The 22,752-nt window shown below is 65.4% G+C and carries 20 protein-coding genes; 7 read left to right on the forward strand and 13 right to left on the reverse strand.

Annotation, left to right across the window (positions count from 1 at the left end):
* Positions 1 to 131: 131 nt before the first annotated feature.
* The 6 genes from rpsO to RCH11_RS04060 form a co-directional block, all read right to left on the reverse strand.
* Positions 132 to 401: a 30S ribosomal protein S15 gene (gene rpsO / locus RCH11_RS04035; RefSeq protein WP_327055697.1), complete on the reverse strand. Its 270-nt coding sequence runs from the start codon at positions 399 to 401 to the stop codon at positions 132 to 134.
* A 423-nt stretch (positions 402 to 824) separates the two neighbouring features.
* Positions 825 to 986 carry a hypothetical protein gene (locus RCH11_RS04040; protein ID WP_327055698.1) on the reverse strand — a complete coding sequence of 54 codons (162 nt, stop codon included), beginning with the start codon at positions 984 to 986 and terminating at the stop codon, positions 825 to 827.
* 20 nt (positions 987 to 1,006) lie between these two features.
* Entirely contained in the window at positions 1,007 to 2,386 is a 1,380-nt protein-coding gene (locus tag RCH11_RS04045) for an MFS transporter (protein ID WP_327055699.1), read from the reverse strand.
* A gap of 11 nt (positions 2,387 to 2,397) precedes the next feature.
* On the reverse strand, positions 2,398 to 2,928 hold the full coding sequence (locus RCH11_RS04050) for an SOUL family heme-binding protein (protein ID WP_327055700.1): 531 nt from the start codon (positions 2,926 to 2,928) through the stop codon (positions 2,398 to 2,400).
* A gap of 740 nt (positions 2,929 to 3,668) precedes the next feature.
* Complete coding sequence (locus tag RCH11_RS04055) at positions 3,669 to 4,841, reverse strand: nuclease-related domain-containing protein (protein WP_327055701.1); 1,173 nt, start codon at positions 4,839 to 4,841, stop codon at positions 3,669 to 3,671.
* A 120-nt stretch (positions 4,842 to 4,961) separates the two neighbouring features.
* Positions 4,962 to 5,561, reverse strand: coding sequence for a hypothetical protein (locus RCH11_RS04060; protein ID WP_327055702.1), 600 nt, complete (start codon positions 5,559 to 5,561; stop codon positions 4,962 to 4,964).
* A gap of 244 nt (positions 5,562 to 5,805) precedes the next feature.
* Between RCH11_RS04060 and RCH11_RS04065 the strand changes: the two genes are divergently transcribed.
* Positions 5,806 to 6,600: a lysophospholipid acyltransferase family protein gene (locus RCH11_RS04065; RefSeq protein WP_327055703.1), complete on the forward strand. Its 795-nt coding sequence runs from the start codon at positions 5,806 to 5,808 to the stop codon at positions 6,598 to 6,600.
* A 443-nt stretch (positions 6,601 to 7,043) separates the two neighbouring features.
* Positions 7,044 to 7,760: an RNase H family protein gene (locus tag RCH11_RS18140; protein ID WP_442788996.1), complete on the forward strand. Its 717-nt coding sequence runs from the start codon at positions 7,044 to 7,046 to the stop codon at positions 7,758 to 7,760.
* 4 nt (positions 7,761 to 7,764) lie between these two features.
* Here the strand turns inward: RCH11_RS18140 and RCH11_RS04075 are convergent, their stop codons facing one another.
* Positions 7,765 to 9,219 (reverse strand): phytoene desaturase family protein, encoded by a 1,455-nt coding sequence (locus RCH11_RS04075; protein WP_327055704.1) that lies wholly within the window; start codon positions 9,217 to 9,219, stop codon positions 7,765 to 7,767.
* Between the two features lie 127 nt (positions 9,220 to 9,346).
* Between RCH11_RS04075 and RCH11_RS04080 the strand changes: the two genes are divergently transcribed.
* Complete coding sequence (locus tag RCH11_RS04080) at positions 9,347 to 10,528, forward strand: MarP family serine protease (protein ID WP_327055705.1); 1,182 nt, start codon at positions 9,347 to 9,349, stop codon at positions 10,526 to 10,528.
* Positions 10,529 to 10,560: 32 nt separating this feature from the next.
* Here the strand turns inward: RCH11_RS04080 and RCH11_RS04085 are convergent, their stop codons facing one another.
* Complete coding sequence (locus RCH11_RS04085) at positions 10,561 to 11,367, reverse strand: dienelactone hydrolase family protein (protein WP_327055706.1); 807 nt, start codon at positions 11,365 to 11,367, stop codon at positions 10,561 to 10,563.
* Between the two features lie 78 nt (positions 11,368 to 11,445).
* On the opposite strand from RCH11_RS04085, the gene RCH11_RS04090 reads away from it, so the two are divergent.
* Positions 11,446 to 12,222, forward strand: coding sequence for an SDR family NAD(P)-dependent oxidoreductase (locus tag RCH11_RS04090; RefSeq protein ID WP_327055707.1), 777 nt, complete (start codon positions 11,446 to 11,448; stop codon positions 12,220 to 12,222).
* Between the two features lie 6 nt (positions 12,223 to 12,228).
* Here the strand turns inward: RCH11_RS04090 and RCH11_RS04095 are convergent, their stop codons facing one another.
* Entirely contained in the window at positions 12,229 to 13,134 is a 906-nt protein-coding gene (locus tag RCH11_RS04095) for a nuclease-related domain-containing protein (protein ID WP_327055708.1), read from the reverse strand.
* A gap of 209 nt (positions 13,135 to 13,343) precedes the next feature.
* Here RCH11_RS04095 and RCH11_RS04100 point away from each other — a divergent pair, with 209 nt between their 5' ends.
* Together RCH11_RS04100 and RCH11_RS04105 are read left to right on the forward strand one after the other, a co-directional pair.
* On the forward strand, positions 13,344 to 14,387 hold the full coding sequence (locus RCH11_RS04100) for a phosphotransferase (RefSeq protein ID WP_327055709.1): 1,044 nt from the start codon (positions 13,344 to 13,346) through the stop codon (positions 14,385 to 14,387).
* A 9-nt stretch (positions 14,388 to 14,396) separates the two neighbouring features.
* Complete coding sequence (locus RCH11_RS04105; protein ID WP_327055710.1) at positions 14,397 to 15,743, forward strand: aspartate aminotransferase family protein; 1,347 nt, start codon at positions 14,397 to 14,399, stop codon at positions 15,741 to 15,743.
* Between the two features lie 134 nt (positions 15,744 to 15,877).
* Here the strand turns inward: RCH11_RS04105 and RCH11_RS04110 are convergent, their stop codons facing one another.
* Entirely contained in the window at positions 15,878 to 16,528 is a 651-nt protein-coding gene (locus RCH11_RS04110; RefSeq protein WP_327055711.1) for an alpha/beta hydrolase, read from the reverse strand.
* Positions 16,525 to 17,709: an acyl-CoA dehydrogenase family protein gene (locus RCH11_RS04115; RefSeq protein ID WP_327055712.1), complete on the reverse strand. Its 1,185-nt coding sequence runs from the start codon at positions 17,707 to 17,709 to the stop codon at positions 16,525 to 16,527. Before RCH11_RS04115 ends, RCH11_RS04110 begins: the two co-directional genes overlap by 4 nt.
* Positions 17,710 to 17,743: 34 nt before the next feature.
* On the opposite strand from RCH11_RS04115, the gene RCH11_RS04120 reads away from it, so the two are divergent.
* Positions 17,744 to 19,066, forward strand: coding sequence for an MFS transporter (locus tag RCH11_RS04120; protein ID WP_442788997.1), 1,323 nt, complete (start codon positions 17,744 to 17,746; stop codon positions 19,064 to 19,066).
* Positions 19,067 to 19,069: 3 nt separating this feature from the next.
* On the opposite strand, the gene RCH11_RS04125 is transcribed toward RCH11_RS04120, so the two are convergent.
* Positions 19,070 to 21,322, reverse strand: coding sequence for a HelD family protein (locus RCH11_RS04125; protein ID WP_327055714.1), 2,253 nt, complete (start codon positions 21,320 to 21,322; stop codon positions 19,070 to 19,072).
* Between the two features lie 228 nt (positions 21,323 to 21,550).
* A complete protein-coding gene (locus tag RCH11_RS04130) occupies positions 21,551 to 22,750 on the reverse strand; it encodes a PrsW family intramembrane metalloprotease (protein ID WP_327055715.1) in 1,200 nt (399 codons plus the stop codon).
* Between the last annotated feature and the right edge of the window lie 2 nt (positions 22,751 to 22,752).

Below are 22,752 nucleotides of genomic sequence, written 5' to 3' on the forward strand. Positions count from 1 at the left end.
GCAAAAAGGCATCGGATGATTCCTCAGAGGCGCTTCACAGGTAACTGACAGCGGAGGGCGGATTTGCGGCGTTCGCACAATGACGAAAGCCGCCATCCAAAGGATGACGGCTTTCGGCCACACGCGGGAGACTAGCGGCGCAGCCCGAGGCGCTCAATGAGCGTGCGGTATCGCGCGATATCGATGTCCTGCAGGTAGCCAAGCAAGCGACGGCGCTGCCCAACGAGCAGCAGCAGACCACGACGGGAGTGGTGGTCGTGCTTGTGCTCCTTCAGGTGCTCGGTGAGATCCTTGATGCGTGCGGTCAGCATTGCGACCTGCACCTCGGGGCTCCCGGTATCGCCGGGATGGGTGGCGTACTCGTCGATGATTGTCTTCTTGGCTTCTGGTGCTAATGGCACAGATGACCCCTCTCACTCGTTGCGCGGTGCCTGTCACAGAAGGTGCAAGCTCTCTTTTTCCGCGGCCGTTAGACGGCAACCTTCTAAGGTTAGCAGAGCCGGCGGATACGAGCGCGCTGGGGACTGAGCCACCACCCCGTCAGCTTCTGAGGACGCTTCGGATCCGATTCGGAGTCTCCCAGGACAGGTGCACGCCACCGCCAAAGCGGGTCTTTCACGGTGTGTCAACCGGGGACCTGTGCGTGCCGGTGACCATCCGGTAGAAATCGCCTGCACCATCCGATGGGTTCCTTGATGACTGCCGTCGCCGAGTTCGTCGGGGACGAGTCTCAGGGATCGGGATCGCGGTGATGACGGCGGAAGTCGGCCGGACATGCGCGTTCAACATCAGATTCTCGTCAAAGTCGCCGTTCAACAGCAGTTTTACGGGGGTAGACGGGTCGTGATGATGTTGAGCGCGGACGCGGATGCCGCGAGCAGAAATCCGGATGACACCGCGGCAGGTTGCCCCGGGCAGGCGGCGCGTCGGAGGAGGCATCCGCCCCCAACATCCGCGCTGCGCTGCGCGAACGCCGTGGCGGGCACTCACCACGCCCCTCACACCACTACCCCCGCGCCGGACGGATGTTCTCCCCCGCGCTCTTCGACAGAAGCAACCCCTCCACGGTCGCAAGTGCCGTGAGCAGCGCGAGCACCGCGAACGCGAATCCGAAGGCGCCCGAGCCGGACCCGAAGCTGTCCCCCAGTCGCAGGGCCACCGCCCCGACCGCCACGCCGAAGCCCGCGGCGAGCTGTTGCAGCGTGGAGGCGAGGGTGTTGGCATCAGTCATCTCGACCCGCTCCACATCGGCAAAGGCGATGGTGTTGTACGCGGTGAAACCGGTGGAGCGCGCCACCCCGCTTGCGGTGAGGAGCACGATTACGACCCATAACGGGGTCGAGCTGGAGAGCAGTGCCATGAGCGCCATCGACAGGGCAGCTGCGGCGCTGGCTGCAACGATCACCGCCGGAAACCCGAAGCGGCGAAGAAGGGACGTGGTCGCCGGTTTGATGGCGAGGTTACCGACAAATACGAAAAGCACGAGCGCACCGGAGAGTAGCGGCGAGTATCCGAAGACGTCCTGGAAGAGTAGCGGCAGCAGGAACGGAACCGCATTCACCGTGAGCCGAAACAGGGATCCGCCCGCGTGCGAGAGGCGAAAGGTCTCAATGCGCAACGCGCGGAGGTCGAGCAACGGATGTGGCGCGCGCAGCTGGTGCGCGATGGCCAGGCCCACCAGGCCGAAACCGACCACCGCCCAGCCGATCGTTAGGATCATCCCGGGATCGCGCTCCGCTAACAGGGAGCCGAGATAGACCAGCGAGCCGAGTCCAGTACAGGTGAGCACGAGCCCCAGCCAGTCCAGCCGGGGCGGTGACTCGCGCTCCTCCGTGGGGATTATCCTCAGGGCGGCGAAAAACGCCACGATACCGAGCGGCACGTTGATGAGGAAGATCCAGTGCCAGGTGAAGTAGGTCGTGATGATCCCCCCGGCGAGAGGCGCGACGATGGGCGCAACGAGCGCCGGCCAGGTGAGCAGGGCGATGGCGCGGATGAGATCGGCGCGGTCGGTGACGCGGAGCACCGCGAGCCGACCGACCGGCACCATCATCGCTCCCCCGATGCCCTGCAGCACCCTCATGATGGTGAGCTCGGGCAGGTTCGTGCTGAGCGCACAGAGCACCGAGGCGAGGGTGAAGATTGCGATGGCGGCAAGGAAAATGCGACGGGACCCGAGGCGCCGGGTAATCCATCCACTCAGCGGGATGAGCACCGCGAGCGTCAGCAGGTAGGCCGTGATCGTAATGCCGACCGCGACCGATGGCACACCGAGCGAGCGACCGATACTCGGGGCGGCGGTGGTGAGGATCGTGCCGTCGAGGTTTTCCATGAAGAATGTGCCGGCGACGAGCAGCGCGATGTTCCTCTGCCGAGTGTGCCCCATGACTCCCGAACTTAGCGTGTGGGCGCCGCTTGTTCCTCTACCCGCACGAGCGCCTCGTTGTGCTTGAGAAAGCCGGGCTTCCAAGGAGGGTCGTAGCGGGCGAAGTACAGGTTGCCTGCCGCCCGCAATCCGGCGCGCTCGACGGCCGCCAGCAGCATCTCACCGTTCTGTTCGAAGCGGGCGTCCGTCCATCCGCCGCCGAAGCGGCGGGCAGCCACGAGGCTGGCCGGGACAGCCACGGTCGCCACGGAGGCATCGCTAGGCACCGGCACGGTCGCGGGATCGGTGCCCTCCGGCAGCACGAAACTCACGGTGTGAGTGTGCTCGCCGAGCGGCTCCTGCGTCACCGGCGCGGTCATCGGGATGCGCGTGGCCTGCGCATTCCGGCCGCTGATATAGCTGATGAGCGGCCGGAACCCGAGATTACCGGCGCGGAGGAAATCGCCATCCACTGTCACCTGCACGAGTACATGATCGGGATAGCGCCGTAGTTCGAAGTCGTCGAAGGCGCGCTCGATCGCGAAGGGCTGCTGTTCGGTCATGCACTGAACGGTACGCCGATCCAGTGCGGTCGGGCTACCCGGCTCTCATCGTGCCCAACTGCTTCCGAATTACGCGAAGGCGTCCGTGCCCGTGCGAAATATCACTGTGCCACCCGGCTGCCGCCGGATTGCAGGAGTGAGGGCTCGCCCGGGTGCGCGACATCCCCACACTGCTCTCCTGCGACAGGCCATCCGGCCTGCTCGAGCGAGTGTCGCACGCCGCTCCCGTGGCACACGGTGACAACGAGCCCTGCGAGTCGACGACAGTCGCCGAAACCGCCGACCGCCTCGGTGATTTTTTTTGCGTGCAGAGCCCAGGCGAGATCGACGAGAGGTTTCTTTGGAACCCGGCAGTGCGGGGCTGGCGTTCCACTGCGGCCACCGGGGGCCGTCTGACGAGAGAGATTTGACTGGGACGGCGCTGAGCCGCGGTTCCTCCGCGACCAGAACCGCGCGCGCGGTCGAGTCGCGCACTACCGAACAGGGCAATCGGGTGGAGCGCATTCGGGATCCGCACAGGCGCGACCAGCGGCAGCTCGACGTGCTCGTCAACCTCGTCATACCTGATGCGGCTCGTCAACCTCGTCATACCTGATGCGGATAGCTGGTCATACCTGATGCGGATAGCTGACGGTCGGCTTCAGACGCTCGCCCCGGTGTGGCTGAATGCGCAGCAACACTGGCGACCGATTGGATGATCACGAGTGATGACAACGGCAGCACGCGAGCCGCAGTCCGGGTCAGCGACCGGGAATTACCAGGAGTGAAATAATCAGGCGCACTATCTCGGCAATGGCGACCGGAGTGATCAGGATGGCGCCCACGCCGAGTGCAAGGAGCCACAGGCGCGCGCGCTGTCGGGCGGCATCCACCTGCATTCGAAGCTGCTCAAATTGCGACAACCGGTCCGAAGTGTCATTCATTGTCACGGGCTCGGTATGCCAGGTACTTCGCTCCTCGGCAAACATCGAGAAGTGGGCGACGGCGCGATCCGACATCACGCGGGGTCGTCTCACCAGCCAGCGCTTGAGGGTATTGCTGGAGAGTACGGTAACGCGCGGTCGCTTGCGCCCGGTCGTGATGGACGCCGGATTCACCACCACGATGAGCGGGGTCACGGAGACCGGGCGTCCGGTCACGCTGCTGAGCAAGCGGGCTGCCCGCTCGGCCTCATGGGCCGACTTTCGCATGTGCTCCTGCTTGTAACCGTTCACCAGGAACGTGCTTCCGCCAATCCATATTTTCTTGCCTGAGTGATTCCTGGTGTTAATTGTGAAAATGCCACCGGGGCCGAGGATCACGTGATCGATGTCGGCGCTTCCTGAGCCCACCTGCACCGCGTGCAGTACCGTCCACTCGTCTCCCAGCTGAGCGAGCGCGTTCGCGACCACGATCTCGCCGAGAGCGCCGCTGTACCAACTGCGGGCATCCGGATGCAGCGGGCTGTTGCCGAGCGCTCGAGCGAGTCGACCGCGGGGTGTAGCCACCTCTTGGCGAGCAAGGCACTCCTGCATAACGGCGTATGCCGGGCCGCGCGCCCGGAGGTTCGGTTCGATGGACCAAGAGCCGGGTTCGAGGTCCACATTCGAAGCGACCGCACTCGGCACATCGACCTGTGCTGCGGCAGCGGTCGGGGCCGGGATCGCTGGTTTCCCGGTAACTTCCTCGGCGTCAGGTCGTGCCGAAGGAACCGGTACCGCGGTGTGTGCGGAGACGCTGAATGGTTCCCTGTCAAACCCGCTGGTGAAGGAGAGTCCGGGAAGCAGCGGTCCAGTGGTGATCGGGCCTGAGAACGGGGACTCCTCAGCAGCGCTTGAGACCTCGAGACGGGTTGTGGGTTCGCCGCGGAGCGACGGCCCGGTCTGCACCGCCGATGTCGTGTCGTGCACTGCGCTTGCACCCCTGTCGTTCATCGCTCCCCCAAGCTCCGATGATTCGAGGCTAGACGGGGGATCAGACAGTGTGCAGCCCCAAAACGGGCAGCCCCAGAATGGGTGGTAGCGGCGAACGGGTGTCCCGTGTGCCTCGTGAGCTCAACGCACCCGCGCCAGCCGGCGAGAGCCGCTCGGCAGCGATCCCCACGTGGCGCGATCTTCCGCAACCGCTGCGAAGTCGGCGACAGCGTCATCCGAGAGCATTCGGGAACACTCGGAGAGCCACTGGGTCACCAGATCCGCCGGCAGGGTGACGACGCGCCGTGCGGGGTCGCCGCCGAACGACAATGAGAGAGGATTCATGACCGCGATGACCGGAGTCGCTCGAACGGGCTGACCCAGTACTGCACTCAGCCGAGCGGATGCCCGATCCGCAGCATTGCGCGCATCGCGCACCTGGTTTGTCGGCCGACCATTGACCCAGAGCACATCTTCGTCGACCCAGACCTTGGCGTTACCCTGCACCCTGGTGGTGATGAGAAAGAGTCCGCCAGGCCCCACGACCAAGAAGTCGGCATCAAGCTCGCCGAAGACATCGAATGCGCGAAGCGCCGTGAAGCGGTCGTCGAGCGCCGTCAGCATGCGCCCGAGTTCGAACTCCGTTGGAGGCTCGGTGCTCCATCCCCGCGTGGCCGCCGGTGCGCCCCCGCGACCGAACAGACCACTGAAGCTGAAACCGACGCGCTGCGCCTTCTTCATGGTGACACCCTGCGCGCGACCGTGCCGCCTCGAATCGGCCTCTCTGTGCGCTGCAAGATCTGTCACTGCTTCCCCCGGGTTGTTATCTGATAACGCTAACGGGAGCCCTCAGACCGTCGACAGTCCCCAAAAAAGGGCACGCCTGAACGGGGGTATCGCACGGGCCTCGGCAGGGACGTATGCCGCCGGGCGCATGCTGTTTTGCGCACCGAGAATACGCAGCATTCCGTCTTACGCTGAAGATATGTCCCCCGCCCGCAGGTCGCATTCGGAGCCCATCTATCGGGCGGCGATAAGCCTTGGCATTGGCCTGTTCCGATTCTGGAGACTCCGCCGCATCGAGACCGGTCTCGACAATCTGCCCGCCGCCGGCGGTGCGGTGCTGTCCATGACCCACTTCGGGTACCTCGAATTCGCCCTCGTCGAATGGGTGGCTTGGAGGAGTAACCGACGACGCATTCGCTTTCTCGTGACCAAGCGCGCTTTTGACAAGCCGGGTATCGGCTGGCTGCTCAGAGGCATGCATCACATTCCCGTCGATATGGAACGCGGGGCGGCCGCCTATGCCGAAGCCGTCGCCGCTCTTCGATCCGGCGAATTGATCGGGGTGTTTCCCGAAGCGGGCGTCAGCGCATCATTCGAAGTTCGTGAGCTCAAGAGCGGCGCCGTACGTCTGGCGGCAGAGGCAGGAGTTCCGGTGATTCCGGTGGCGGTCTGGGGCGGGCAGCGGCTGATGACTAAGAACCATCCGGTGCCGTTACGCGCACGGTTCGGGGTATTGATCTCCTTCGCTTTCGGTGCACCGATTGACATTGCCTCGACGGACGACCCCCGGGCCGTGACGGACTCGCTGCGGAAGACGATGCAGGGCATGGTCGATGGCCTTCAGTCCGGCTATCCGGTCACCGGGACCGGACAGTGGTGGCAGCCACGCTCGCTCGGAGGCACCGCGCCGACACCCGCGGAGGCCGCGGCGACGGAGGCCGAACGCGCGAGAAGGCGCGAACAGTCACGAACCACAATTACCGGTGCACCATGATGCAGGCCCGTGGGGAGGAGCGGCCGTCATGCCCGCCGGGTTCCCTCAGAGATAGGCCGAGACCGGTTTCGTTGGCAGCAGGATGATGCTCGGCCTGGCGCTGGGGTCCCGGTAACCAAGACCCCGATAGACACTCCCATCGATGAAAAGTCGGTGCATTATCGCTTCGAAGATGCCACCCCGCCCGACACAATCCACTCGCCTTCAGACTCGGTCTCGACATCGGGAATTCACTTTGCCTGCACTCGCTCCCGCTCCCGACGGGCTCTCGCGCTACGCCCCCGAATTACCGGTCGATGTTCACTTTCTTGCAGGATCGGCGAAATTGGGGCTTCCGGCGTGCGGCAGACTGGTGTGCGATGTCCGCCGGCATCGACAGTCCTTCGATTGACCACCACTTCGATCTACGACAACACCGATCGACGATCACTTCGGGAGCCAAAATGACGATCCGTGTCGCCGCCGATGGATCTGCCCTCGGCAACCCGGGCCCGGCCGGGTGGGCCTGGTACGTTGACGACACCTGCTGGGCGGCTGGCGGTTGGAAGCATGCCACTAACAACCAGGCCGAGCTCACCGCGGTGCTCCAGTTCTTTCGTGCTACCGCCCACCTCGACGACGACCTGCTGATCCTCTGCGACAGCCAGTATGTGATCAATTGCGTCACCAAATGGCTGCCCGGCTGGAAGAGCAAGGGCTGGCGAAAGGCTGACGGTAAGCCCGTGATGAATGTGGACCTTCTGCAGGAGATCGACACGGAGCTGCCCGGTCGGCAGTATCGCTTCGAGTGGGTGAAGGGCCACGCGAATCATCCGCTCAATGAAGCAGCGGACTCTCGCGCCCGCGCCGTGTCGGAGGCCTACCAGCGCGGGGCAACGATTCCCGCCGGGCCGGGCTTCGTGCGTGCGGGCGACGGCGCCGTGGGGCGCCCGCTCGAGCCCCGCCCTTCCCCCGCTCGATTGACAGAGTCGACGCCGGCAATCCCGGCTGCCCCGCCCCCGTCGCTCTTCGACTTCGACGAGCCCTCGAGCCGGCAATCGAACGGCGCCGAGACCGTCGACGTGATCGTGACCCTCACCGCCGTCGAATTCGAGCGTCTGGCTGCCCGGGCACGAACACGGGGCGTGCGTGCCGAACAGGTACTTCGCGACCTGATCTGATCCGCTACTCCTGCAGGCCGAGAAATGGTCGGCGGGTCACGCCGAATTCATCCCGAAGCGCCGTCATCGCGGCGTAATATCCGGCAAGTCCGTGCACGGCGGGCCCGGGCGGCGTTGACGACGAGCACAGGTAGAGCCCGCGGGCGGCGGTGCGCCACGGCGTCGCCGACAGCACCGGCCGGGCGAGCAGCTGCGTGACAGTCACGTCTCCCGCCGCGATGTCTCCCCCGATGTAATTCGGATTGTGCCGTTCGACGTCTACCGCAGAGCGGCTCACCGACGCAAGGATCGTATCTCGGAATCCGGGAGCATAGCGTTCGATCTTCGCGGTGATCGCCTCGGTGCGATCCTCCACGGAACCTCGCGGCACGTGGGTATAAGCCCACAGCACATGTTTACCTTCCGGCGCTCTTGACGGGTCGAAGGGGGTCGGCTGACTCACGAGAACGTAGGGATCCTGGGGATGCCGTCCGGCCGCGACATCCGCTTCGGAGGTCTCCATTTCCTGGCGGGTTCCCCCGACATGGAGAGTCGCGGCTGCAGCGAGGCGGTCGTCTGTCCACGGCACCGGTCCGGAGAGTGCGAAGTCGACCTTGGCGACCGCATTGCCATAGCGGAATCGATCGAGCGAACGACGGTAGCGGTCGGGCAGCCGATCGCCGGCGATTCGCGAGAGTGCTCGCGGCGTGACATCGAAAAGGATCACCCGCGCCGGCGGAAGTTCCGCGATGGAAGTAATCTCCGTGCCCGTGACAATCTCGCCCCCGTGCGAGAGCAGGTCATCGGCCATCGCGTCGGTGATCGACCGGCTGCCCCCGATCGGGATCGGCCAGCCGCGTGCGTGGCCCGTCGTGGCGAGCACGAGGCCGGCTGCGGCGGTCGACAGGCTGGGAACCGGTCGAATCGCGTGCACATTGACTCCGGTGAGCATCGCCGGCGCGAGGTCGTCGTGAAAGCGCAGATTCCAGCCGCGACTCCCTTGCTCGAGAATACGCACCCCCAGTCGAGCGAGTGTGATCGGATGCCTCGGCAACTGCAGGACCTGCGACCCGGCGAATTGCGCCACCTGGTCGGCATGGCGCACGAGTGGACCCAGCAGCCGCTTCCACGCTGCCCCATCGACACCCAGGCCGTCGACGGTGCGATCCAGGTCACGCCAGGCGATGCCGGAGCGGCCGTCGTCGAGAGGGTGCGCATACGAGATCTCCGGCACGATGAAACTCACGCGTTTTTCGAGCTCGAACGCACGGAAGAAGCCGGAGGACAAGGCCTGGGGATGCACGGCCGAGCAGAGGTCGTGGAGGAACCCCGGAAGCGTCAGCTCCTCGGTGCGCGCTCCCCCACCGATCGCGTTTTCGCGCTCGTAGACCCGCACCGAGAGCCCGGCCCGCGCGAGTACGACCGCCGCCGCCAGGCCATTCGGTCCGGCTCCGACGACAATCGCGTCACATTCGTCCATTCCCCCACCCTTGCACAGTCGAGGAAGTTCTCTGGGGCCTCGACAGGGGCAGCGATTGGTGTACAGGCACCCGTGGGACACTGGGGACGGCTCCGGGCGACAGCGCTGGGACCGGGAGGACGATGGCATGACCGGCTCTGCGGTGCTCGACCTCTTACTCGTCGTCCTGCTTGTCGTCTACGCAGTATTTGGATTCCGGCGAGGCTTCATCCTGAGTGTCGGCAGTTTCATCGGAATCGTCGCGGGAGCGACAGCCGCGTTTTTTGCGATACCGCTGGTCACGGGCTGGGTCACCGCAAGCCAGTTCAGATTACCGGTGATTCTCGTGGTGGTCGTGGCTCTCATCGCGCTCGGGCAGGGCGCCGGATCGGCGCTCGGCCGGGTCATCCGCCGACGCGTCGACAAGACACCGCTTCGCGCAATCGATCGGCTTTTAGGGGCCGCGATCACGCTCGTGGCCGCCGCGCTTGTCGTGTCGATGCTCGCCTTCGGGTTCGGATCTCTCGGCGTGCCTGTCGTATCCCAGGCCATCGGATCATCGACCGTCGTCTCGACGATCGAGCGGGTCACTCCCGATCCGGTCAAAGCACTCGAAGCAAAAGTACGGTCTCTGTTCGCGCTCGACGGCCTTCCGCGCCTGTTCGAAGCGATTGGAACCGGAACTGCGCTACCGGTGCCAGAGTCGGGGGCGACCGCCGCCCAGCAGGCATCCGCCCGCTCCGTCGTGAAGATCACCGGCAACGCCTACCAGTGCGGACAAAACCAGTCGGGAAGCGGATTCGTCTCCTCCTCGGGGCGCGTCGTCACCAATGCTCATGTCGTGGCTGGCGTCACGCAACCGGTCGTACTCACCCCCTCCGGCTCCACCTACACCGGTCGGGTCGTCTACTTCAATGCCGTGCAGGATCTCGCCGTGATCGCCGTCACCGGGCTACCGACCGCTCCTCTCCCGCTCGGTGCCGACCTAACGACAGGTGCGACCGCCGTCTTCGACGGGTATCCCCTCGGCGGTCCGTTCCTGTCGAGCCCGGCCGCTGTGCAGAATGTTGCCACGATCAACTCTCCAGACATTTACGGCGCCAATCCCAGTCCTCGTGAGGTGTACTACCTTGCGGCAGATGTACAGGAGGGCAACTCCGGAGGCCCGCTGATCGATGCCGCTGGCAGCGTCACCGGCGTGATCTTCGCGCGCTCGGCAACGACCAGCCATCTCGGGTTCGCCATGACGACACAGGAGCTGGCACCGGTCGTCGCCCAGGCACAGGGCTTGAGCTCGGCCGTGTCATCCGGCACCTGCACGCGCGGCTGACTCCCGTCGCTGAAAATCCGGCAGACCTCGTGTCAGGCTTTGAGAGCGGTCTCGAGGAACGCGAGGGTGCGTTGCCACGAGTCGACCGCGGCGTCGGCCCGATACATGAGGGCGCTCGTATCGTTGAAGAAGGCATGACCTGCGTTTTCGTAGATTTTTGCGGTGAAGTCGACTCCAGCGGCCTGCATGGCAGCGGTGACTTCGAGCAGAGAGTCGATGAGTCTCGTGTCCGTCTCACCGTAGAAGGCGAGCACCGCGCACGAGATCGTCGAGATCGTCGCCGTCTCGGGCGGCACCCCGTAAAACGGCACAGCAGCGCGGATGCGAGGATCGGCCGCCGCGAGCGCAAAGCTGTAACCACCGCCGAAGCAGAATCCCGTGACCGCGATGCGACCGTCGATGCCGGGTTGTTCAGCGAGATAGTCAACGCTCGAGCCGAGCGCGGCGAGGGCCCACGCACCGAACTCGGGAACATTGAGACTGGCGAAGGCGGCACGCAAGAGTGGCTGGCCGTTCGACCGCACTGACTCGTCCGGGCTATTCATGATGGCGTAGGCCTCGAGTCCGACCTGTTCACTGATGCCGATCGACGACAGCAGGTCTGGCGCGATCACGAGATACCCCTCGGCGGCGAAACGATCGGCGATGCCAGTGATGTGCTCGACGAGCCCCCAGATTTCATGAATGACCACCAGGGCTCCCCGTGGTGGGCCCTCAGGGCGCGCTACGTAGGCGGAAAATTCGGTGGCCCTGACGCCCCGGTCCCCCACGGAGGCCTGGGCGGCGATCGTGGCGGCCGGGATGGGCAGGATGATTGTCGGCGATTCAGCGAGAGTCATTGAGAAGCGCTACCAGCTTCGCCCGTGTGCACGGCGGGAATTCTCCGGTCACGAGGGAACACCGGCTAGCGTGAATAGATGAATTCCACTACCGATACACATGTGGCCCTCATCACCGGGGCTACCGCCGGGATCGGGGCAGAATTCGCCCGTCAACTCGCCGCAGAGGGCTTCGATCTCGTGCTCGTCGCTCGCGACGCAGACCGGCTGGAGGAGCGTGCCGCCGGATTGCGTGCTGAGTTTGGTGTGACGGTGGAGGTGCTCGCGGCGGATCTCGTGAGCCGGTCAGACCTCGCGATGGTGGAGGTCAGGGTCGGAGCATCCGGAGCCCGTCGCGTGACCATGCTCGTCAACAATGCGGGTTTCGGGCTGCCAAAACCGTTCGACGAGAATCCGGTCGACGAGGAACAGCGCCTGCTCGACCTCCTCGTGACCGCCCCCATGCGCCTCGCCCATGCCGCGCTGCAGCAAATGCTCGCGAGCGGATCCGGCACGATCGTCAACATCGCGAGCGTCGCCGGGTACACCCCACGCGGCACCTACGGCGCGTCGAAAGCGTGGGTGCTGAGCTTTAGTCGCTGGGCCAACCTCACCTATCGTCGTCGGGGTGTCGCCGTGACCGCAGTTGCACCGGGCTTCGTGCACACCGAGTTCCACGACCGCATGAACGTGTCGAAAGACGGCGTGCCCGCATTCCTCTGGCTTGACCCTTCGACTCTCGTGCGCCTCGCGCTGCGGGATGTCGCGAAAGGCCGCGCCGTTTCGATACCGACCCTGCGTTACAAATTCGTGGTGCTGCTCTCCGGCCTGTTGCCGAATCGGATCGTCGCGGTAGGCGCGCTGCGCGGCCGCTGAAGATCGTTAAAAGTGCGCCACGGCGAAGACAGAAAACCCGGAGGCACTCGAAATGACCAGAGAATAGCTCAGAATGACCCCGAGACCGGTCCAGACCAGGCGGCGGAGTCGTGCGGAGTCGATGTGGAGGCGCAGTTGATCGAAGTCGTCACGCCGGATATGAGCGTCGTTGGGAGGAACAACTGCACTCACCGACCAGGTCGAGGCCTGGAGCGAAACCCCTGACAGGGCATTGACAACCGTCGGCGAGATCAGCCGGGGCAGTGCGGCAAGCCACGCGGTGAAGTCGCGGGCTGTGCTTGTCTGGATGCGATCGGCGCGTTGGCGGATCTGCAGCGTCGAGGGCGAGTCCACCACGATGCAGGGCGTCACCACGACATCCGCCGCCGTCCCCGACGCTTTGAGCGCGGCGGCCAGCAACCGGGATGCGGCCGATGCCGCCTTTTCGGCGTCGGCAAGGTGGCCGAGTCGTTCGTCATCGACCATGAACGTGCGCTCTCCGACCCAGACGGCCTGGCCAGCGTGGCTGTGAATGGTGATCGAGAAGATACCGGCCGGACCGATCACCAGGTGATCGAGGGCCAGAGGGTAGTGGCCCGCTGCGATGTCGCCACCGACAGGCACCGAATGCACAACGGTCCACTCGTCCCCGAGCGCGGCGAGGGAATCTGCAAGAGCAATCTCGGCGAGTGCTCCACTGTAGGAGCGCCGCGCATCACGCGAGAGCGGATCGACTCCGAAGAGGCGCGCGACCAGCGAAATGGGAGGAGCCTCTGCTTGCAGTGCAAGGCACTCCCGCAGGGCGTGGTTCGGTGGAAGCCAGCTTGCAGGGGCGTTCGAGTGTCCCGCCTGGCGCTGCGGCGCAGGCAGCGTCGAACGATCATCCCCCGTGGTTACGATTCCGTCCCCCAACGGTAAATTCCGTGCACGGGCTGTTTGCCTCTGCCGGTCGTGTGCTGTGCCCTCTGTTTCGAATCTAGTCACCGGCCACACGCTGCGAACTCCCCAATACAGGTGCGCCCAAAACAGGTGAGCCCCGAACAGGTGGGACCCGAACAGGCCGCTTCGGCCCGCTGGGCTGACGGGCTGCTTCCATGGAGCCGATGCAGCAGAATCAATGGATGGATGAGGCACTCCCGGCAACTCCGTTGACGCGCCGTCTCCTGGCCGGAGTCGGCGCCCCGTTCGAGCGCACCCCACCGGGCGAGGCCGCCGCCGTCGCGCTGAGATGCTTTGGGGTGACAGCCACCTCCATTGCCCGGCTCGCGACCGAGCGCGACGATACCTTTCGCTTGGCCGTCCCCGGCGACGCTCACGGCTACGTGCTCAAGATCTCAGCACCCGGCGACGACCCGGCCGAGATCGGGCTCCCGGGTGCTGCCATCGCGCACGCCGCGGCACGGGATGACTCGCTGCCGCTCCAACAGTTCGTGCCGCCGCTAACCCTCTCACCTACCCACGGTGGCCGAGCGGTGAGGCTTCTCCGCTACCTCCCGGGCAGCCTGCTCAGCGAGGTCGATCCCTCCCCGACCGATTGGCGCGCGGTCGGGCGAATGCTCGGCCGCCTCACCGACGCGTTGGCCGACTTTGATCATCCGGCAGCCGACCGCTGGCTCGCCTGGGATCTCGCGCGGCTCGCCGAGTTGTCGGAGCTGGTGCCCGTGATCGAGGGCGAGGACCGGCGGCGCGCGGTGGGCGACCTACTCTCGGAACTGTCGGCCGAAACGCTGCCGGCGCTGCACCTAACCCCGCGGCAGGTGGTGCACAACGACTTCCACGGCGGCAATCTCGTCGTCCAATCGAACGCGCCAGACTTCATCACCGGCATCCTCGACTTCGGCGATATCGTGCGGAGTCATCGTGCCGCGGACCTTGCTGTCGCGATGTCGTATGCGGCGCCATCGTTGCGGGCGAGCGACCCCTGGGCCCCGGCAATCGCTCTCGCCTCCGGCTATCGCGAACGGGTGACACTGTCTGACGCAGAGTCGGTTCTGGTGCCGCACCTCGTGCTCGGTCGTCTCGCCCAGCGGCTACTCCTCGCATCCTGGCTCGTGACATCACGGCCTGAGAACGCCGAGTACACCTCCCGCAATCTCGAATCCACTTGGCGCCAGTTGGTGAGTCTGCGGCAATCGCCTCTGCCGACAGGAGGGGCGCACCAGTAGGGTCGGATCATGCCAGGACCGAGCACCTACTTCAGCAACGACCGCCTCGACGAGTTGAGCGCGCCGACTCGCCTGTTGGTCGAACGACGCAACCGCAGCCTCGGGGCGGCCTATCGGCTGTTTTACGACGAGCCCATCGAGATCGTTCGCGGGTTCGGCTCGAAGCTCTGGGATGCGGCGGGCAGAGAGTTTCTCGATGTGTACAACAACGTGCCGTCGGTGGGCCATTCGCATCCCCGAGTGGTTGAGGCAATCTCGCGCCAGGCGGCTCTCGTCAATACGAATACCCGCTACCTCGATCGACCACTGATCGACTATTCCGAAGATCTACTCGGCACGCTGCCCCGTGCGCTCGCGAACGTGATGTACACCTGCACGGGTTCCGAGGCGAATGACCTCGCCCTTCGGATCGCCACCACCGTAACCGGTAAACGAGGCGTGATCGTCACCCGAAACGCCTACCACGGGGTCACCACCGAGACCGCAGCGATCTCGCCGTCCCTCGGCGGCGGCGACAGCATCGCCCCGTGGGTACGCCTGGTGGAGGCTCCGACCGGCGACGGCGTGGCGTTCGCGGACGCCGTCGCGATTGCGGCCGCGGATCTGGGCGCTTCCGAGCACGGGTTTGCCGCGCTCATCGCGGACTCGATCTTCGCCTCTGACGGCGTACAGCCGGGCAGCTCGGCTTTCCTCGGGCGGATCAGCGACATCGTGCACGACGCGGAAGGCCTCTACATCGCCGACGAGGTGCAGGCTGGCTTCGGGCGTCTCGGTCACGGCCTGTGGGGCTTCACCCGCCACGACTCCGCTCTCGGGGCAGTGGTACCCGACCTCGTGACAGTCGGCAAACCGATGGGTAACGGCATGCCGATCGGAGGGGTTGTCGCCCGTCGCGAGCTCGTGGACGCCTTCGCGGCCCACGGGCGTTACTTCAACACCTTCGGCGGCACGGCGGTCTCGATCGCCGCCGCGCAGGCCGTGCTCGACATCCTTCACGATGAAGGACTGATCGAGAACGCACGGGTCGTCGGGGAGTACCTCACCGCCGGGCTTGCCATGCTCGCGGGATTCCACGAGTCTCTCGGAGAGGTGCGCGGGGCCGGTCTATTCCTGGGAGTCGACCTCGTGCACGGGGAATCCCCCGACGAAGCGACAACCCTCGTCGTGGTGAACGAGCTGCGCCGGCGGGGAGTGCTGCTCGGGGCATCCGGTGCAGCCCGGAACACACTGAAGATACGGCCGCCGCTCTGCTTCAGCCTGGCCGACGCGGACCGGTTCCTTTCAGAACTTGACAGCGCACTGCGGGTGGCTCGGCATCGCGCGTTGCCTGAACACCCCGCGCGAAATTCAATGTGAGCGATGGGGGTATTGCGCTCTGGCCCCAAGGAGAGCATCCTGTGAGTAGAACAACCCGTCGCCCGGAAGAGCCGCACCAAGTGCCGCACCGGGCGACGAGTCTGTGTGGGGCTAATGCGCTCAGACGGTGGTGTTCAAAAACCAGCGCCGTTCAGAAACCTATTCACATCCTCGAGTTCCTCGCGCGAGATCGAGTGCCCGATGCCGGCGTAGTGACGCTCCGTGAGAGTCGAATGCGAAGCAAGCCACTCTGCGGTCCGCGCAATCGCTTCGGCGGGGATCACCGGATCCGCCGGATCGCTGCCCGAAAACACCGGTGGTCGCAGCGTCTCGAGCGAAGAATCGGCGGGGGCGTCGCCGCCGATGACGAAGCCGGCGAGATTCACGAAGGCGGCGAACCGCTCGGGAGCGTGCCGCAGGGCGTGAAGGGTCATCGCACCGCCCTGCGAGAACCCGAGAAGCGAGACCGAAGCAGCGGAGGTAATCGAATCCAGCCAGTCGAAGAGTGCCTGGACGGCACCATCCGCAGCCGCGAAACTCGGCCGAGCGGGCTCTCCGTCCGGAAACCAGGAGTACGAACCGGGAGCCAGCTCGATCGGCGCGCGGAGCGCGGCGATCACGAACTGCGGGGGAAGCATCGGGGCGAGGGCGTAGAGGTCATGCTCGTGCGACCCGCGACCGTGCATCAGCACCAACAGGGGACGCGTCGTGAGCTCCTTCGCCCGCGCGGATTCGGGAACGGACCAGACGACGACAGAGGGATCGATCGCGAGCGAGGAAGTCATGATCTCAGGGTAGGCGACGGGTCTTCGATGATCGGCCCCAGCAGCGCCGTTGCAACTGTTGAGTGCACCGAGTCGTCGTTGCTCGGATGGAATCCGCCCGCGAGTACGTCCCGATACAACCGGGAGAGTTCACTTGTCGCCGAAAACGCCGCGCCTCCCGCAACCGCGATGGCCTGGTCGACGACGTAGCGGGCGGTCCGCGTTGATCGGGACTTGAGTCCGACGAGAGCGCGAAACCACTGCGTGCCGCGATCCACGCCGGAGTCGAGGTCGACGGCCAGGGCGTCAAGCTGCGGAAGCAGCGCGTCCTGGGCGAGCGCCGCATCCGCAATTTTCCAGCGCACGTTCGGATCCTGGTCACGGCCTAGCCCCGTTTTCCGCGAACTGCGGGAGCGCGCGGATTCGACCGCGAGTTCGAGAGCCCGCTGACCGATGCCAAGGTACACGGAGGAGATGAGGATTTCGAAGTTGGCAAAGATGGCGAAGATGAGGGCGTCGCGGCTCGGACCAGGATCGAGGCGGCGGAACACCCGGTCGGATGCCGCGACCACCGAAGTGAGATGGGTGGTGTTGCTCTGGCTCGCCCGCATGCCAAGGGTGTTCCAGTCCGCGGCGATAGAGATTCCCGGCGCCTCGCGGGTGACGACGGCGTGCACGAGCTTTGGCGCATCCACTGACACGGTGTCCAGTCCGAAGAGGCCGAGCCGAGTCCATGCCGGCGACAGGCTGGTGAAGATCTTGGTACCGCTGAAGGCGTAGCCGCCGTCCGGAAGCGGCTGGGCGTCCGTGGTGCTGTCGAACAGCACGAGGTCGTTACCGGCCTCGCTGATCGCGAAGGCATAGATCTCCCCCGCCGCGGCATCCCGCAAAACGAAGTCGAGCGAGTCGTCCCCTCGGTCGTGCAGGGTCTTCGCGACGCCGGTCCAGACCAGGTGCATGTTCACGGCGAGCGCCGTCGCCGGGGCGGCCATCGCGAGGCGTGCCTGCTGGTGAGCGACCTGCTGGAGGCTCAGGCCGAGGCCACCGAAGGATTCGGGCACGAGAGCACGCAGGTAGCCGGCAGAGGCGAGCTCTTCGAGATCCTCGGTGAAGAACACGTTGTTACTGTCGTAGCCCGGCGCCCGCTCGTGGATGCGGGCCAGCAACGGATCGGTGAGCACAGAATCAGAAAGAACAGGCACTGCTCAAGCATGGCACCGCTGTCGGGTGAGAATAGTGAGAGTGAGTACCGATCGCGAGCACAGCACACGGCGTTCGCATCTCATCTACCTGTCGCCGCTCAGGGAGAGCGCGGCGTTTCGCACACTCTGGGCCGGCAACGCGATCTCGGGTATCGGAAGCCAGATGACGATCGTCGCTGTCGGGTTACACATCTATCAGTTGACGCACTCCACCTTCGCGGTTTCGCTGGTGGGAGCATTTGCTCTCGTGCCGATGATCTTCGCCGGGCTCTACGGTGGAATGCTCGCAGACGCTTTCGACCGACGGCTCATCCTGCTGCTGGCCGCGATCGTCGCCTGGGGTTCGACCATCACCCTCGCACTCATCGCCTGGACCGGCGTGGAAATCACCTGGCCGTTCTACCTGCTGACAACCCTGAACGCGGTCTCGGCGACGGTGATGAACACGGTGCGGTCGGCGGTGCTGCCGCGGCTGCTTCCCGCGCGGCTGATGCCAGCGGCATCCGCCCTCACCGGCATGAGTTTCGGTGTGATGGTAACGATCGGCCCGGCGCTCGCTGGCGTGCTGGTCGCGACCGTGGGATTCGGGTGGACCTACACCGTGGATGTCGTGCTCTTTCTCACCGCATTCGCCGGTATCTTCTCGCTGCCGAAACTCGCGCCCGATGGTGACGCGCAGCGGCCAGGGCTTGCCTCGCTGCGCTCGGGAATCGACTTCCTGAGGTCTGCACCGAACATTCGAATGACCTTCATTGTCGACATCATTGCGATGGCCCTTGGCCAGCCGCGTGTGCTGTTTCCGGCCGTCGGCGCCCTCGTGCTCGGCGGAGGCGCCGTGACCGTCGGCGTGCTGACGGCGGCCGGAGCGATCGGCCTGCTGCTGTGCAGCCTGCTGTCGGGTCGACTCGGCGGGGTGCGCTGGCACGGCCGGGCCATCCGCACCTCGATTATCGTCTACGGAGCGTTCATCGCGGGATTCGGAGGGGTGCTGCTCGCCCTCTCTCTCGGCGGATTCGGACCGGTGTCCCCCACCCGGGCAAATATCCCGGCGACCATTATCGCGAGCGTGATGCTCGCCGGTGCGGGGGCGGCCGACAACGTCAGCAGTATCTTCCGGCAGACGATGCTGCAGGTCGCGGTGCCCGACAGCATGCGTGGGCGGCTGCAGGGGGTCTTCACGGTGGTCGTCACCGGAGGACCGCGCGTCGGAGACATCTACGTCGGCATCGTCGCGGCTATCGGCGCGATCTGGCTGCCGCCGTTGCTCGGCGGACTCGCGATAATCGTGATCCTGATATTTCTCACGCGTCTTCAGCGCGGGTTGCTTCGCTACGACGCGCTGGCGCCCTCGGCGTAGGTCTTACCGGATGCCGGCGGGCAACTCTCCGTCGGCGACGAGCGTGAGGCGCTGGGTGGCGCGGGTCATCGCGACGTAGAGCGCCCCTGCCCCCCGCTCGGATGCCGCGAGGATCGCCGCTGGATCCACCACCACGACCGAGTCGAACTCCAGCCCCTTTGCCTCCTGGGGAGTGATCACGGCGATGTCGCGGGTGAGTCCGACCGCGCCGATCCCCACCGCATCGCCGAACTCGGCAACGAGACGATCCGTGAGCTCGCGGATGCCCGGCTCGAGCACAATCACGGCGAACGTGCCGCCCGTCCCATCGGATTCCCGATCGATCCGCACCGCCTCCACGGCATCCGCCACAACGGTGATCGGCCATTCACTCGAACGCACCGAGCGGGATTTAGTCACGTGCAGACCGTTCGCGATCGCCATCGACTCGGCCGCCGCCGCAATCTGGCTCGGCGTGCGGTAGTTCACCGTGAGTTCCTCGAGCCGCCAACGATCGGACTCCGGGGAATCCGCGAACAATGGGGCGAGTGCATCCTTCCAGTTGGATGCCGCGGCGGCCGATGCCGCCTGGGCGATGTCCCCGACGATCGTGAACGAGCGCTGCGGTCCGCGCCGCAGCAAAAGCCGCCATTGCATCGGCGAGAGTTCCTGGGCCTCGTCAACGACTACATGGCCGTAGGTCCAGGTGCGGTCAGCCGCAGCCTTCTCGGCAGTCGTCGACCGGTCCCCCAGCTCCGCAAAGTTGTCGGCGAGGTCCTTCGCATTGACCAGTCCGCCCACCCGCATATTCTCGATCGCATGTTCCGCGTTTTCGATGTCACGTTTGCGCTGCTGCTTTGCTTCGCGCTTCTGCGCCGCATCCGCCACGCTGTATTCGCCGAGGTGCTCGGCAGCCTCGTCGAGCAGCGGGATGTCGGCGATCGTGAACTCTGCCTCGCGGTCTCGCTGCAGCAGGGCACGGTCGGTCTCGGTCCAGCCTGGGGTCAGCTCGGCGAGCCACTGGGGGCGGGCGTAGAGGTCCTGCAGCAGCTTCTGGGGGGTGAGCGGCAGCCAGGCCGTATTCAGCGCCACGCGCACATCTTCGGCCGCTCGCAGGTCTTCGCGCAACATCGACAGATCGGTGTCGTCCATCGAGTTGCCGGCATCCTGCAGCTGGGTGAGCCACTGGCGGGACAGCGCGTTGAGCGCATTCTTCACGAACACCACGCGCGCTTCGTTGTGGGTCTTATTGCTCTCTCGCGCACGGCCGATCGCCGTCGCGATGAGACGCGGGTCAAGGGTGAGCCGATCACCGTTCACCTCGAGGTCCTGGGGTGCGGACGGCACGCGCTGGCGCGAACGTACCGCGCGGGCAACGAGACCTGCCATCGATTCCCGGCCCTTGATCGCGGCGGTAGCGGGTGCATCCTCTCGCGTCGCCTCGACGTCGGGGTAGAGCTGTCCGACGCTCGCGAGAACAACCCCGGTCTCGCCGAGCGAGGGAAGCACCGCCTCGATGTACTGCAGGAATGAGCGGGACGGCCCCACGATGAGCACACCGGAGTTGCGTAACCGATCCCGGTGTGAATAGAGCAGGTAGGCCGCCCGGTGCAGTGCAACGGCGGTCTTGCCGGTGCCTGGCCCTCCCTGCACGACGAGCACTCCCCTGAGATCGGAGCGGATGATGCGGTCCTGCTCGCCCTGGATGGTGGCGACGATGTCGGACATCCGTCCGGTGCGCTGGGCGGTGAGCGCCGCAAGGAGGGCGCCCTCGCCCTGCAACTCGGAGGTCGCGCTTTCGAGCAGTTCGGCATCGAAGATCTCATCCTCGATGCGGATGATGCTCCGTCCCTTCGAGAGCAGGTGACGGCGGGCTCGCGCTCCCAGCGGCGTCGCGGCGGTGGCCTGGTAGAAGGCGCTCGCCTGCGGCACCCGCCAGTCGAGCAACAGCGGTTGCAGGTCTTCGTCGCGCAGGCCGATTCGGCCGATGTAGCGGAACACCGAGCCATCCGTCCCGTCGTCCGCTCCTCCGGCCGCCTGGGGCTCAAGCTCGAGTCGCCCGAAGGCGAGTCTCTCGTCGACCTCGCGTAATTGCAGGATGCGATCCTCGTAGATGCGGGCGAAGGTGTCGCGCTCGGATCGGCCCTGATGGTTGCCTCCCACGTCGAGAAGACGAACCGCGTCGAGCTGCTGTTCCGCTTCTCGCTGTAACGCGTCGAGGCGCGCGTACAGGGTAGCTACGTACTGCTGCTCGCGCTGAAGTTCACGGTCGACCACTGGTAAATTCCCCTCAAACGCCGTCCTGAAATGCGGCAGTCAAGTTTACGTGTCCCCGCGCGGGCAACTTACCGGGGTGATTGTGCCCGGTACCCGGTGGCGCCGCGTTGCCTCCCGCGTTGCCCCTCATCGACTTGGTAGTTGTTGCGACTTTTCCGGCCCTAAAGTCACTACAACTACCAAGTCGATTGCGGATGTCAGTGCGTCCACGGTTCAGCGGGTCCGACCTCAGTGCATCGGCGGCAGTGCCGTGAGCCCCCGGCGATCCTCCACGATCGACGCGAGGATCACTGCCTCGTCGAGGCTCGCCCCGATTCCGTCCCGCCCGGTCATCAGCCGCTCGCGAGTGAAAGCCAGCTGTGTGGCATCCCGTACAAATCTTCGATAGGGGCGGCCGAGCCCGTGGCGTGCCGCCCAACGGGTGGCCTGGCGGCGACCCGCTGTGGTTGTCAGTAGGTTGACTTCCGAGCCGGTGAACCAGCCGACCGCCGCGTATTCGGATAGCCGGGCGTGAGTGAGGCGTTGTTCATGTCGGCGCAGGCGGGTGATCCCCGCGATAGCGAGCAGGAAAAGCGGAACCTGCACCATGAAGTAATAGCGAAACCAGTCGGTTGCCCAGTATTCGGCGCTGTTCCAGAAGGAGTGCAGCAGCACCGCCGGCACCAGGCCGAGCACGAAGTAGCCGATCGCTCCGAGGCGGCCGGTACGTCGGGCGGCCAAGCCAAGCAACACTCCGGTGCAGGCGGTAAACATCACGTGCGCGAAGGGCGAGAGGATGGCGCGCAACAGGAAGGTCCGAGCGACATCGCCGCCCAATCCGCCGTCCTTGTTGATCGCGAGGCCGAAGTACTGCAAGTTCTCGGTGAAAGCGAACCCGACAGCGATCATCGCGGCATACACGACGCCGTCGACCGGGCCATCGAAGGTGCGGCGCATCACCCAGAGGATCAGAAGAATGCCGAGCCCCTTGGCGAACTCCTCGATGATGGGAGCCTGCACAACGGTCTCGAAGAACGTGGCGACTCCCGAGCCAGCAAGCCCGGCGAGCGCCTCGTAGTGCTGGGTGACGCCGGAGAAGATCAGGGCGATCAGAACGGATGCCCCGGCTCCCCACAGCAGCGCGAACAGCAGGGCCCCGCGCGGTTCCGGCTCCCAACGATCGATCCAGCGGATGAAGAGCAGCACTCCCACGAGAGGAACGGTCGCGAGCAGGAGCGCCACAAGCAGCGCCATCGGTCCCAGTACGACCAGGAGGTACCAGGCCACAAGAAGGATGACGATCGAGAGCACGACAAATCCGAGCGAAGCGAGCACGACGGTCGCGGTACTGCGACGAATCGGACGAGTGATCGACACCTGGCCACTCTGCTCGAACACGGGATTCGCGTTGGTCGCGATCGAGGGAACCGATCCGGAGGGATCAGTCATCG

The organism is Glaciihabitans sp. GrIS 2.15 (assembly GCF_035984695.1).
Lineage (GTDB): Bacteria > Actinomycetota > Actinomycetes > Actinomycetales > Microbacteriaceae > Lacisediminihabitans.

Bases quoted from the DNA above. Each gene is read 5' to 3' on its own strand.
- RCH11_RS04090 (WP_327055707.1), top strand. From the start codon at position 11,446: ATGAATTCCACTACCGATACACATGTGGCCCTCATCACCGGGGCTACC.
- RCH11_RS04045 (WP_327055699.1), bottom strand. From the start codon at position 2,386: ATGGGGCACACTCGGCAGAGGAACATCGCGCTGCTCGTCGCCGGCACA.
- RCH11_RS04130 (WP_327055715.1), bottom strand. From the start codon at position 22,750: ATGACTGATCCCTCCGGATCGGTTCCCTCGATCGCGACCAACGCGAAT.
- RCH11_RS04105 (WP_327055710.1), top strand. From the start codon at position 14,397: ATGCCAGGACCGAGCACCTACTTCAGCAACGACCGCCTCGACGAGTTG.
- RCH11_RS18140 (WP_442788996.1), top strand. From the start codon at position 7,044: ATGACGATCCGTGTCGCCGCCGATGGATCTGCCCTCGGCAACCCGGGC.
- RCH11_RS04050 (WP_327055700.1), bottom strand. From the start codon at position 2,928: ATGACCGAACAGCAGCCCTTCGCGATCGAGCGCGCCTTCGACGACTTC.
- RCH11_RS04055 (WP_327055701.1), bottom strand. From the start codon at position 4,841: ATGAACGACAGGGGTGCAAGCGCAGTGCACGACACGACATCGGCGGTG.
- RCH11_RS04075 (WP_327055704.1), bottom strand. From the start codon at position 9,219: ATGGACGAATGTGACGCGATTGTCGTCGGAGCCGGACCGAATGGCCTG.
- RCH11_RS04080 (WP_327055705.1), top strand. From the start codon at position 9,347: ATGACCGGCTCTGCGGTGCTCGACCTCTTACTCGTCGTCCTGCTTGTC.
- RCH11_RS04085 (WP_327055706.1), bottom strand. From the start codon at position 11,367: ATGACTCTCGCTGAATCGCCGACAATCATCCTGCCCATCCCGGCCGCC.
- RCH11_RS04065 (WP_327055703.1), top strand. From the start codon at position 5,806: ATGTCCCCCGCCCGCAGGTCGCATTCGGAGCCCATCTATCGGGCGGCG.
- RCH11_RS04100 (WP_327055709.1), top strand. From the start codon at position 13,344: ATGGATGAGGCACTCCCGGCAACTCCGTTGACGCGCCGTCTCCTGGCC.
- RCH11_RS04110 (WP_327055711.1), bottom strand. From the start codon at position 16,528: ATGACTTCCTCGCTCGCGATCGATCCCTCTGTCGTCGTCTGGTCCGTT.
- RCH11_RS04060 (WP_327055702.1), bottom strand. From the start codon at position 5,561: ATGAAGAAGGCGCAGCGCGTCGGTTTCAGCTTCAGTGGTCTGTTCGGT.